10 protein-coding genes and 1 pseudogene are annotated in these 12,357 nt (G+C 42.3%); 9 read left to right on the top strand and 2 right to left on the bottom strand.

Translation table 11 applies throughout. The features are described from left to right. Positions 1-212 precede the first annotated feature (212 nt). The 8 genes from AC1DV1_RS28265 (at position 213) to AC1DV1_RS28230 (ending at position 9,667) form a co-directional block, all read left to right on the top strand. A complete protein-coding gene (locus AC1DV1_RS28265) occupies positions 213-992 on the top strand; it encodes a transporter substrate-binding domain-containing protein (RefSeq protein ID WP_477367036.1) in 780 nt (259 codons plus the stop codon). A 286-nt stretch (positions 993-1,278) separates the two neighbouring features. Continuing rightward, a complete protein-coding gene (locus AC1DV1_RS28260; RefSeq protein WP_477367033.1) occupies positions 1,279-1,611 on the top strand; it encodes a hypothetical protein in 333 nt (110 codons plus the stop codon). Positions 1,612-1,734: 123 nt separating this feature from the next. Further along, positions 1,735-2,118, top strand: coding sequence for a LiaF domain-containing protein (locus AC1DV1_RS28255; protein WP_477367030.1), 384 nt, complete (start codon positions 1,735-1,737; stop codon positions 2,116-2,118). Positions 2,119-2,653: 535 nt separating this feature from the next. Continuing rightward, positions 2,654-3,331, top strand: a complete 678-nt coding sequence (locus AC1DV1_RS28250; RefSeq protein ID WP_477367027.1) for a hypothetical protein — start codon at positions 2,654-2,656, stop codon at positions 3,329-3,331. 109 nt (positions 3,332-3,440) lie between these two features. Then, the gene (locus tag AC1DV1_RS28245) at positions 3,441-5,003 is read left to right on the top strand and encodes a M20/M25/M40 family metallo-hydrolase (protein ID WP_477367024.1); all 1,563 of its coding nucleotides are present in this window, start codon (positions 3,441-3,443) and stop codon (positions 5,001-5,003) included. Positions 5,004-5,130: 127 nt separating this feature from the next. Next, the gene (locus AC1DV1_RS28240) at positions 5,131-5,655 is read left to right on the top strand and encodes a hypothetical protein (RefSeq protein WP_477367021.1); all 525 of its coding nucleotides are present in this window, start codon (positions 5,131-5,133) and stop codon (positions 5,653-5,655) included. A 208-nt stretch (positions 5,656-5,863) separates the two neighbouring features. Further along, a complete protein-coding gene (locus AC1DV1_RS28235) occupies positions 5,864-8,923 on the top strand; it encodes a two-component regulator propeller domain-containing protein (RefSeq protein WP_477367018.1) in 3,060 nt (1,019 codons plus the stop codon). Positions 8,924-8,926: 3 nt separating this feature from the next. After that, entirely contained in the window at positions 8,927-9,667 is a 741-nt protein-coding gene (locus AC1DV1_RS28230; RefSeq protein ID WP_477367015.1) for a LytR/AlgR family response regulator transcription factor, read from the top strand. An 18-nt stretch (positions 9,668-9,685) separates the two neighbouring features. Here the strand turns inward: AC1DV1_RS28230 and AC1DV1_RS28225 are convergent, their stop codons facing one another. Both AC1DV1_RS28225 and AC1DV1_RS28220 read right to left on the bottom strand, forming a co-directional pair. Further along, positions 9,686-9,865 carry a hypothetical protein gene (locus AC1DV1_RS28225; protein WP_477367012.1) on the bottom strand — a complete coding sequence of 60 codons (180 nt, stop codon included), beginning with the start codon at positions 9,863-9,865 and terminating at the stop codon, positions 9,686-9,688. A gap of 43 nt (positions 9,866-9,908) precedes the next feature. Further along, a pseudogene (locus AC1DV1_RS28220) lies at positions 9,909-10,780 on the bottom strand (Rpn family recombination-promoting nuclease/putative transposase). 155 nt (positions 10,781-10,935) lie between these two features. Between AC1DV1_RS28220 and AC1DV1_RS28215 the strand changes: the two are divergent. Next, positions 10,936-12,216 carry an OmpA family protein gene (locus tag AC1DV1_RS28215; protein ID WP_477367009.1) on the top strand — a complete coding sequence of 427 codons (1,281 nt, stop codon included), beginning with the start codon at positions 10,936-10,938 and terminating at the stop codon, positions 12,214-12,216. Positions 12,217-12,357: the final 141 nt, after the last annotated feature.

The raw sequence follows: 12,357 nt of genomic DNA, 5'->3' as shown, positions 1-12,357 counted from the left end.
ACCCTCGTTGGGCAAGCGAAAACCTTAAAAGGCTACCAACTATTTCTTTCCAATCTGTCATGCTTAAATTTTCAGAATCTGCATCTGTTATCGCCTTACCCATACTCATAACTTTGCAAAGTAAATTCACATGGAATGCTATTAAGTAGTTTGCTGTCAATGTGAAATAAACCTTATAAATACAACAAGCATACAAGATAACGACAAGCAAAATGGAAACAGAAATTTCAGAACATTCGCCTTTAACGTCGTGGAGTAAAAACATGAAAGTACGAATAGCATATATCGAAGAACCACCTTTTTACTGGACTGACGAAAACCATCTGGTAAAGGGTGCCGACATCGAATTGGTCGAGGTGGTGTTGCGGGCAATTGGCATAACGTCCATCGAATATCAGCTCACTACGTTTGAAGAGCTTTTACCAGGCGTTCAGGCCGGACGTTGGGATATGAACGTGCCCATTTTTGTTACGCCCGAACGAGCAAGGAATGTAGCTTTCAGCGTGCCGGTATGGTCGCTTGGCGATGGATTCCTCGTGTATCATGGCAACCCGAAGGCCCTGACAAATTATGAATCAGTGATGATGCGCAGCGATGCGCTGCTTGGCCTTATTGCCGGTCAAGTGCAGTTCGACGCTGCAAAGTCGGCGGGCGTGAGCGATAGCCAAATCGTGCTTTTTAACAGCCAACCAGATGCTACCGCCGCATTGCTGGCCGGAAAGATTGACGCTTTTGCAGCCACGGCAGTTGGAAACCATGCCACTGCAAATGCCAATCCGGAACTGGAAGCAGTCCCTTTCACAAATAGCAAAGGTGGAAAAGCCCCTGTTGGTGCCTTCTCATTTAGCAAAAACAACCTAAGTCTTCTGCAGGCTGTGAATGCACAACTTCACGAATACCTTGGTTCGGCCGATCACCGTAAACGAATGGCAAAATACGGAATCACACAAACCGAGATTGACAGCGTGGTTGCAGGCAAGGATGCCAAATAATATAACCGTTAAAAAAAAGCCGATGTAAAATCGCATTAAGCATCAGCCTTAATTTATACTGGTTTATGCCCTTTTACAGGCCGCCAAATTTCAAAAATGCGTCTAATGCATTTACAAACGGTTTCGTTTTTTAGTTGCTTTTTTGTAGAATCGCCAGCTATAAAAAGTTGTTAGCAACATCTTTTCCAAATCATTTCCCTCCTCTATTGTAAAAACCAATTACAATAAATAAATTTATGCTGTCGGCAATAGTGCCGGCATAATGAAAACCTGATAACTTATCACAATGGAAGAAAACCCGACCATCACTCAGGTAACTTTTGACGAAATGTACCATTATGCACGCAACCTTTTCATGATAGGCCAAAACGCATTTGAAATAAAAGCGGCCCTGCTTGCCCGCGGTTTGGATGCCGAAAATGCCGAATACATTGTTAATATGCTTGAACAACAAATTATTGACGAGAAGAAAGAAAAAGCAAAAAAAGATATGTTGTACGGCGCACTATGGTGCGGAGGCGGCCTGGTACTAACAATGGCCCATATCGGCTTTATATTTTGGGGCGCGATAATTTTTGGAGCGGTACAATTTTTTAAAGGGGTAGCCAATTTAAGTTAAGCCGCGCCGCGCCATTTACCGACATATTCCATGCGTTTACCGACAACTTTTACCATCCTGCAAACTTTCGGTTTCAGCAGCTATTGCTTTGCCTATTTTTGTTCGACAATTAGATCAAAGAATATGAACATTTTATCAGGAACCATGACCGAAAACACCGACGAAAGCTTTAATACCGCAACCATCTTCGGTGAGATAAAAAGAACCATACTTTCAAAAGATTTTAAAGGTGGCAGTGTAAGGAACGTATTTGGCAGCACCGAACTGGATTTTACCCAGGCCGATATTACAGGGTTTGCCTACCTAGATATATCGCAGGCATTTGGCCAGGTAACCATCGTAATCCCCTCCGACTGGCAAATTGAAGCCGATATAACACACTTTGCATCTCAGTTGGAAGACAACCGGAGCTACTTAACCAGGAAACAAAAATCTGCTAAAGTTTTGATGCTTAAAGGACTCTCGTTTTTCGCCGCTGTTGAAATTGTGAACGATCTGGAAGATTAACGATTAAGATCAAATACACTGAATAGTACAGAGGGCTTTGACAGTTGACTTTCATGTACCTGGCTAATGCTTCCACTCAATCAGTTTCTCATCTGGCGTATATTCAAAAACCTTTCTTTTCAAGGTATCTACATAAATCCACCTATCGCTAATAAACCTTTGCTTTATACATAGCAATCGCTTTTAAACTTTTCAGCTACAAAAGGTTAACCTTTGCAAGCTTAGTACACTTTTAAGCTGCCTGGTAGAGGCAACCTGTTTGTAGAAAACGAATTCAACACTTCTTTTGCTCCTTAGGAGCTACCTTTCTTAAGGATCAACTTTTAAAAGCGATTGCTGGCTAATTGACCATTTATTCACTTAAAACCCCCCGCTAATTCCTACATTTGTTACTTATTATCAAAATGAAACTAACAACAAATAATAATTGGCAACCGCGCAGTATAAATTTATTGTAGCAGTTTAAATTATTGTTTATAGCGTATACACTTTAAAGCCTGCTTACTTAGCAGGCTTTTTTATTTAAATTATTTCCATGTCGTTTACCTTAAAATCTGTAGTCCCATGGGGGCGTACCTTAACGGAGTACCAAAAAATGTTCGGCCTAACTCCCGCCGATTTAAACCTTAACTTTTTAAGCGTTGGTGATGGGCCGGCAAGCTTTAACGCCGAACTAACCCATATGCAAGGAAGTGTAACTTCGATGGATCCTGTTTACCAGTTTTCCAGGGCCGAAATAGAACAAAGGATCATTGAAACCAAAACCGAAGTTATTGAACAAATGACCGCCAACTACGATAAATTTGTATGGAACGAGATCAAAACCATAGACAATCTTGTTAGTATCCGCATGAACGCGATGAAAAACTTCCTCGCCGATTTTGAAAAAGGCAAACAAGAAGGCCGTTACATAACCCATATGATGCCGGATAAAACACCATATCGCGACCAACAATTTGATATCGGAGTAAGCTCGCATTTCCTGCTTTTGTACGCAAATCTTGGTGTCGATTTTCACATTGCTACCATACAGGAAATGTTACGTGTTTGCAAACAGGTACGAATTTTTCCGGTTTTAAACCTTGATGCGCAAAAAAACAACGTTATGGATGCTGTATTAGCCCATTTTACAAAGAGTAATGTTTTAAATTTGATAAAGGTAGACTACGAGTTTCAAAAAGGCGGGAACCAGATGCTTCAAATTCATACTTAAGTTACCTGTTTAACTATAACCTTCACATTTTATGTAACAAAGTGTTTGCAATGAAGCCCGGTGAGGCATAAATTATCAATGCCTCACTCCTTTTCTCTAAATTAGGTTCATGAAACACATTAACCTGAATTTCGGCCTTAATATTTGGTACAAAGCACGACCAATTGTTATAGGCGCTTTACTGTATGGTGGTGTTGCCAACGCGCAATCTGCCAATCCTGTTATCAACAACATCATGACCGAAGAAACCGGCAACTCGCAACTGGAAAGCCTGGCCCATCAGCTTTTTGATGGCATTGGCCCGCGTTTAGTTGGTACACCGCAAATGAAACAGGCCAATGATTGGGCCGTGGCCAAATACAAAAGCTGGGATATACAGGCCCGCAACGAAAAATGGGGCGAATGGCGCGGTTGGGAACGTGGTGTTTCGCATATAGATATGATATCGCCAAGGGTAAAATCATTAGAAGGCACCCAACTGGCCTGGAGTCCCGGCATGGGCAAAAAAACGGTAACTGCCGAACTGATCATCTTGCCGGATGTGGCTGATTCAGTTGCTTTTCAGCAATGGCTGCCCAATGTAAAAGGTAAATTTGTACTGATATCTATGTGTCAGCCAACCGGCCGTCCAGATTATAACTGGACGGAATTTGCCACCAAAGATTCGTTTGACAGGATGAAAGCCGCACGTACCGCCCAAACCGACGCATGGAAAAAGCGCATCAGCAAAACGGGGCTTACCAATAAAACATTGCCTGTTGCACTTGAAAATGCCGGCGCGGCAGGTATTATCACTAATAACTGGTCGGCAGGTTTCGGGGTTGATAAAATTTTTGGCGCGTATACCAAAATAGTCCCTACTGTTGATATAGCGTTAGAAGATTACGGAATGCTTTACCGCTTAACCGAATCGGGCACCAGCCCTAAAATCAGCATCCACTGCGAATCAAAAGAACTGGGTGTAGTACCAACATTTAACACCATCGCCGAAATTAAGGGCACAGAAAAACCCGATGAGTATGTAATGCTAAGCGCGCATTTTGATTCATGGGATGGTGGTACAGGCGCTACCGATAACGGCACGGGTACCCTTACCATGATGGAGGCAATGCGCCTGCTCAAAAAATATTATCCTCATCCAAAACGCACCATTTTAGTAGGCCATTGGGGCAGCGAGGAAGAAGGATTGAACGGCTCGCGCGCATTTGTTGAAGACCATCCAGAAATAGTAAAAAACCTGCAGGCCTTGTTTAACCAGGATAACGGCACCGGCCGTGTTGTTAATATTGGTGGCCAGGGTTTTGTTGAATCAAAAGATTACTTAACCAGGTGGCTTGCTGCCGTGCCCGATACGATAAAAAACAGGATAAAAACCAACTTCCCCGGCCAACCCGGCGGTGGCGGCTCTGATTTTGCATCATTTGTAGCCGTTGGTGCTCCTGGTTTTTCACTAAGTTCGCTCAACTGGTCGTACGGGTCATATACCTGGCACACCAACAGGGATACTTATGACAAGGTAGTATTTGATGACCTGAAGAACAACGCTATGTTGGCCGCGATAATGGCTTATATGGCCAGTGAAGATCCGGTAAAAACAACCAATACCAAAACCGAAGGCGTTAAATGGCCTGCACAAACCAAGGCAACGCGAAGGGGTGGATTGGATAAGTAGTTTATTAAAAGCTTCCGGTGTTGGCCGGAAGCTTTTTTGCTTTATTGCGTTGTGTAACAATGTGTTTTTCATTAAAACTTTTTGCGTTTTTATAGCTTGTTGATTAAATAAACCAACACATAAAATTATGAAACATGCATTTATTTTTGGCACCACCATCTTTTTAAGCGAACAACGTACGCTTACCGTAAATGATGGCAACAACAGCACCGAGTTTTTGCGGATACTAACTTATTACAACGAGCAAAAAGGCAATATAAATCAGCCGCTCCGTATTGATGCCCACATTGCCACTACCGATGGTAAGGCATTGAATATTACCGATAACGCCGTTGCCGACAGAACAGACGTCCGCGTAGAATTAAGCGATTTCCGTATCAAAATATACCAAACGGGCCACCAAGAGCCGGTACTTGATGTTTACCAAATGGATAAGCACGAGTTTCACGGCCTGTCAAGCCACATCTTAAACGAAATTCATGCACAGGAACCCGACCGTGTAGTTAACATAAAAGGTAATTTCAACGTAGGCGAAGTACACTTCTTTATTGAAAACGAAAAAATGTTTGTTGATAAAAATGGCTATGCAAACGGCGTGGTAAACGCGCACCATGGCGTTATTTTATCACCTGTTGACCATGATTTTGATTGATGATATCTGCTACTAAAACAAGAAGCCCGCCTTAACGAAATTGAGACGGGCTTTTTGTTGGCAGGTAAATTAATGAACTGTAAACAATAATTCAGGCTGGTTAACCTACTGTTGTCCAGATTAATGAAAAATATTTTTTATACGGCAAACGATATAATATGCTACTTTTAAACCGAATTTCTTTCAACTACACCCTAAACATCACCCTTTGCCGGTTAAAAATTACATATTATCGCTTTTTGTTTTCTTGCTATGCGCGGGCGATATCAACGCGCAGGTAAGTAACTCAAAACTGCTTTTTTATCACCTGAGTGAAAAAGACGGACTATCTGACAACCAGGTGAACTGCTTTTTTCAGGATAGCCAGGGCATCATGTGGATGGGGACGCAGTATGGGCTCAACAGCTTCGACGGCTCGGTTTTTCATAACCTGCAAACAAACAATACCCCTACCGACTACAAACTATTCAGCAACCAGATTAACGCCATTACCGAAGATAAAAACCATATCCTGTGGCTGGCAACATCCGAGGGGTTATCATCACTTGATCCGGTAACCAATAAAATCCATTCGTACAGGTCGGAATTTGATAACAGTATGAACAGCCTGGCGCTTGACGGTAACAAATTATGGATTGCCACTATGGGCGGTCTGTTATGCTTTGATATGGTTGAAAAAACATTCAGGCATTTTACCAATAACAGGGACGGCAGGCGCGAGTTTGTAAATTTTGATAACACCATCAACTCCTTAACCCTTGGGCGCAAAAAGCGACTGTGGCTGGCAACGGTAAACGGCGTTTGGATGTTTGATGTAGCCAAACACCAGTTTACACAATTTGACGGACCAGAGAACGATGCCGACTATGACGGAATGATAAATACCGTTTTTGAAGATCATGCGGGTAAAATATGGGCCGGTTGCTGGAGCAAGGGCCTTAAACAAATAATCCCTGAAAACTGGTCGGTAAAATCGTACGGCTCGATGCCCGGAACACCTCATCATATAGCAAGCATTGCCGAGCAAAAAACGATTAACAACCACTATACTATGTGGTTAACTGATAACTTAACCTCCTTTACCGAGCCTTTTGATAAATTTGAGCACCACGATTTGAAACCTATTAGCGAAGCAGCCGCGCTTGACCCGCATTGTTTTTATGTTTCGCGCGATAACCTGCTTTGGATATCTACAGCAAGGGGCGTTTACATACTTGACCCTACCCGCCAATTGTTCAGGCATCATTTCATCACATCGCAACCCAATATAACCAGCCAGGCCCCAACATTATTTTACCAGGACAACCAGCTATGGCTGGGCGGTGATCATAACCTCGAGCTTACCTTGTTTGATAGCGCGTTTAACATCAAAAAAAACTACACCGCCGCCATTAAGCAAGCCGACACGGCCTATGCCAAAAACGAGCTGGCGGTTATGGGCATTACACCATATGGCAAGGATGAACTATGGTTTTCAACTTCGTACGGTATTTTTAAAATGAATAAGCTTACGGGTAAGTTTACCACAGTGTGCTACAAGGTAAACCAAACCGGCAAATACCCCTACAATTTCATTAACGGAATTTTTGTAAACAAGGGTAAAATATGGTGTTTCCCATGGCGCAGGGGAGTATGGGAATATGATGCCAAAACCAATAAATTTAACGCGCTGGTGGTTAAACTGCCCGACGGTGGCGGTTTACCCAAAGGCGTTAATATAGCAGGTGCTGTTGCCGATAGCCAGGGCAATATCTGGTTTACCGATATGGATTACGGAATAGTCAAATACTCGGTATCAACAAAAAAGTTCGACAGGTTTATTGATAAAAATATTACCCCCTATAGCAGGGCGCTTAATATTTATTACCAGGACGGTAAACTTTGGGTAGTAGATAATTCCACCGTTGTAGCTATCAATACCCAAAATAATACGTCGCGGGGCTGGCCGCTGCCGGCCGGCATGAACAAATATGTTTACGACTACGCACCTGACCATGCTAATAACCTTTGGATTGCCACAAGAAACGGGCTTGTGGTTTTTAACCTTGCCAACTATAGCTTTAACCAGTACACCGAGGAAGACGGGTTGATTAACAACGACATGAATGGCACGCTGCGCACATTGCCAAACGGCAGCATGATTTACGCCGCCGAAAACTATATCACCAGCTACGCTCCTGCCGATCTGCTTCATAAGCCAACAACAAAAAACTTACTGCTAACCAGTGTGAGCGCCAACGACAGTACCATCCTGAATAAAGAAAAAGCAGGCTACGTCGTCCCTCCCAACAGCGAAAAAATATCGTTTAACTGGGCACTTGTTAATTACACTAATCCGCTTCAAAACCGTTATTATGGCAAACTGGATAAAGTTGAAAAAGATTGGAACTATGTGGGCAACACCGGGAAAATCGACTACAACAGCCTGCCTCCGGGCGCTTATACTTTCCGATTTAAAGCAGTTACATCAGATGGCTTAACCAGCGCCGAAAAAAGGGTTGAATTTATAGTTAAACCGCCTTTCTGGAAAACGTGGTGGTTCGAAACCATATTTTGGGTGGTAGCCGGGTTATCGTTACTCGTCATTATCAGGAGTGTGCGTTTACGGGAGCGAAAAAAAGCGGCCCTGCAGTTGCAGCTTTCCGATTTGGAAATGAAAGCCCTGCGCGCGCAAATGAACCCTCATTTTATTTTCAACGCGCTTAACTCCATACAGGAATGCATTGTAAGTAAGCATACCAAAGCGGCGTATACATACCTCTCCAGCTTTTCTAAACTGGTAAGGATGATCCTGGAAAATTCAGAAAAACAATTTATCACGCTTGAGGATGAGATAGAAACTTTACGGCTATACCTATCATTAGAAAAATTACGCTTTAACGACGATTTTGAGTTTGATATCAGGATAGGTAACAACATACATCCTTCATTTATCCGTATCCCAACCATGATCATACAACCATTTGCCGAAAACGCGCTTTGGCATGGGCTGATACATAAAAAAGGTGATAAAAAACTAACCATCAGCTTTGAACAAAAAATGGGTAGCTTGTTTTGCGAAATTGAAGACAATGGCATCGGGCGGCAACGGTCTGCCGGGTTTAAAACCATAAACGGTACCAAAAAACAATCCATGGGTATGAAAATTACCGAAGAACGGCTTTATTTGTTGCAAAACGATGCCGCCATTAAGATAGACGACCTGGAGAAGCCAACAGGCGAAGCATCCGGAACCAAAATAACCATTACCATACCTTTACAATTTTGATTTATGCTGAAAGCCATAGTTATTGACGACGAACCAAGAGGGCGCAACATTTTGCTTCAACTCATCAGCCAGAATTTTCAGCACATCAAAGTAGTGGCCACTGCTTCGGGCGCCGATGAAGGGATAAAGCGCATTGACATGTACAAACCCGATGTGGTTTTCCTGGATGTGGAGATGCCCGGCAAAAATGCTTTTGATATGCTTAAAGAACTGGGCAAAGTTGATTTCAAGATCATTTTTGTATCGGCACATAACCATTATGCATTAAATGCCATCAAACTATCGGCACTTGACTTTTTACTAAAGCCCATCGATCTTGACGATTTAACCAAAGCTATTGAGCGCCTCCAGGAACAGCCCAAACAGGCGGCGCTACAGGTACCCCACCTGCTCAATCAGTTACAGCAGCCAAAAACCAATTTTGGAAAAATAGCCATAGCATCGGTAAATACTATTGAATTTGTAAACATCAGCGATATCATTTATTGCGAGGCCGACAATGTTTACACCATGGTTCACCTTTGCGATACCACTATCACCTCAACCAAAAATCTTAAAGAGTTTGACGATATTTTGCAGGCGCATTATTTTTTCCGCATCCATCACTCTTATCTTATCAATTTAAACCACATCAAAAAGTACATTAAAGGTGATGGTGGTACAGTTATCATGAGCGATAATACCGAAATTGAAGTAAGCCGCAGACGAAAAACAGCATTTTTGGAACAGCTGGCATCGATTTGAAGGGAGCGTAAATAATAGCTACAGCTTTTCTATTTCTTCGATGGAAAGCTTAGTAAATTTTGCAATTTGAGAAATTGGCAAACCATCTTTTTTCATTTCGCGGGCAATGGCAAGTGAATTTGCATGTTTAGCCGTAGATACCGCATAATCCAGCACATTCTTATTATCCCACTTGTATTTTAAGCTGCTATCGTACATGGACTTTTCCTTTTTTGTAAAATTAGTGTGAAAGAAAGAGTAACTACAGCTTTTCTATCTCTTCAATCGAAAGCTTTGTGAATTTTACAATTTGAGATATTGGCAAACCATCTTTTTTCATTTCGCGGGCAATGGCAAGCGAATTTTCATGTTTACCTTCCGCTTTAGCCGTAGATACCGCATAATCCAACACATTTTTATTATCCCACTTGTATTTTAAGCTACTATTGTACATGGTTTTTCCTCCTTTGTAAAATTAGTGTATTCTGCAATATTAAATAGTTTTTCAAATATCGGTTTTCGCAGGTAAACAGGAATTTTGTCCATCCGGCTCATGTTTTTTAAAACATAAAGCCATTTGTCTAAGTCTGTTACCAAGTCGGTATCCTTTTTAACAAATTTACTCAATTCTATATAAGTATAACCCAACCTATCGTAAAATATTTCACCAGTATCCCTGTTGCACAGGCAAATATCATGCAGATAATTATTCCCGGAACCAATTTCCAATGTAAAATCTTCCAACAAAGCAACCAGGTAAACCTCGGTTAAATTATACCCCCAAACATTCCGTTTACCTTTAGGTGCCTGGTCACTAATCAGGCGGCTTGTGTAAAACAAAGCTCTCTCTTTAAAATAGCCCTGCCTGCCGCGTTGCACTTCAATCAAAAACTGCTCACCATCAGTACCCGTGCAAAGCAGATCAAATATCGCAGCACCCTCGTCTTTCAAATCGCCCGGATGCTCGTTTTTATTATATACAAGGTCAACAATAACCTTTCGACCTCTAAAAACCTCGTTCAAAAAGGCCATAAGCAAATCTTTATTAGGCTCGCTGCCAAAAATTTTCTTAAAAGCAAAATCAACTAATGGGTCTATGTACTTTCCGGTAACAGGTAAATGATGTTCGGGCATATCTAAATATAAAAGAATTCATTCATCTGCACATCTGTAATCTAAAATCTGCACATCTGTCCTCCTACCACTTATTGCCTAAAATAACCACTTACTAAAAACGCGCAAAAGAAATTCAGGTGTTTGTCACTTTCGTGTTACCAAAAAACATCGAAATGAAAAAGACATTACTCCTCCTGCTAATACTATTTGCCTGCGCCACTTCGCAGGCCCAGTTTGGCAATATCCTTAACCGGGCAAAAGATAAGCTTAAAAGCAAAGCCAACGCCAAAATTGATCAGCATCTTGATAACGCTACCGATAAAGCAGTTAATACCGCCGATACTATATTAACCGGCAATGGTCATCCTGCAACGGCAAATAGTAGCAAAACAAATAGCGCCGCCCAGGTAACCACCAACGCTACAGCTGCCTTAAATACCAATAGCAATACCGCCCCGGCGCAAACTACGCCAAACTTTAGCGCTTTTAATAATTACGATTTTGTACCAGGCGATAAAATAATTTTTGAAGATCATTTTACCGACGACCCAAACGGCGAATTTCCATCCCACTGGAATCTTGGTGCAGGACAGGCCGTTATTAACCAAACCGGTGATGTTAAATCTTTTTTACTCACCGATGGCAACTACGCGCATGTTAGTCCGCTAATTAAATCACCATCGTATTTAGGCGATACGTTTACCATAGAATATGATAGTTACACTACCGGGGGTTATGGCCCGCGTATTTATTTTTATGGTAGTAATGCTGATGCATTGGCTGCTAAAAACGATTTGGGAAACATCAACCTATCCGGATGGACATCAGCCGAATTTGGTTCGGAGGCCGGCAAAGTAGATTTATCCGGCAACTTTCCCCCTTCAATTTCGGGCGAAAGCTATTATAATAAATGGCATCACGTAGCGATAGCCTATAAAAAAAACCAGCTAAAAATTTATGTAGATCAATACCGCATCCTGGTAGTACCCAATATTGGAATAGCACCGCATGCCATTGACATTGAAGGCATTGGCAATGCCGAAACCCCTGTTATTATATCCAATTTCAGGATAGCCAGCGGCGGCGGCATGAATATGCTGGGCAAAAAATTCACTGATGCCAAAATTGTGACCCACGGCATAAACTTCGATATCGACCAGGCCACCATCAGGCCCGAAAGTATGGGTACACTCAACATGATCGTATCTGTATTGAAAGATAACCCAGAGATAAAATTCGAGGTGGATGGCCATACCGATAACAGCGGTGCGCCTGCACACAACCTAACATTATCGCAGCAAAGGGCCGCCGCTGTTAAAAAACAACTGGTAACCATGGGGATTGATGCCGCACGATTAACCACCAAAGGATATGGCGATACCAAGCCCATCAGCGATAATGTAACTATTGAAGGCAAGGCCAATAACCGCCGGGTTGAATTTGTAAAAATGTAATCATCTATTAAAAATGAGAAGCCGAACAAAAGCGACAATCGAGACAGTAGAAAGAGGAATACGCGATATCGCGTATCGGCGAGTCGACTCACCCCGACGACCCCGATAAAATATTGGGGCGTCTGCCTCTCTCTCCGACTA

It is taken from the genome of Mucilaginibacter sp. P4_D1 (assembly GCF_056401935.1).
The sequence above is the reverse complement of the archived record's forward strand: the minus strand, read 5'-3'. Positions and strand labels throughout refer to the sequence as shown.

What these genes read in the sequence shown, in the direction of transcription:
- AC1DV1_RS28260 (WP_477367033.1), top strand. Translation starts at nt 1,279, where the DNA reads ATGGAAGAAAACCCGACCATCACTCAGGTAACTTTTGACGAAATGTAC.
- AC1DV1_RS28230 (WP_477367015.1), top strand. Translation starts at nt 8,927, where the DNA reads ATGCTGAAAGCCATAGTTATTGACGACGAACCAAGAGGGCGCAACATT.
- AC1DV1_RS28265 (WP_477367036.1), top strand. Translation starts at nt 213, where the DNA reads ATGGAAACAGAAATTTCAGAACATTCGCCTTTAACGTCGTGGAGTAAA.
- AC1DV1_RS28225 (WP_477367012.1), bottom strand. Translation starts at nt 9,865, where the DNA reads ATGTACGATAGCAGCTTAAAATACAAGTGGGATAATAAGAATGTGCTG.
- AC1DV1_RS28245 (WP_477367024.1), top strand. Translation starts at nt 3,441, where the DNA reads ATGAAACACATTAACCTGAATTTCGGCCTTAATATTTGGTACAAAGCA.
- AC1DV1_RS28240 (WP_477367021.1), top strand. Translation starts at nt 5,131, where the DNA reads ATGAAACATGCATTTATTTTTGGCACCACCATCTTTTTAAGCGAACAA.
- AC1DV1_RS28255 (WP_477367030.1), top strand. Translation starts at nt 1,735, where the DNA reads ATGAACATTTTATCAGGAACCATGACCGAAAACACCGACGAAAGCTTT.
- AC1DV1_RS28215 (WP_477367009.1), top strand. Translation starts at nt 10,936, where the DNA reads ATGAAAAAGACATTACTCCTCCTGCTAATACTATTTGCCTGCGCCACT.
- AC1DV1_RS28250 (WP_477367027.1), top strand. Translation starts at nt 2,654, where the DNA reads ATGTCGTTTACCTTAAAATCTGTAGTCCCATGGGGGCGTACCTTAACG.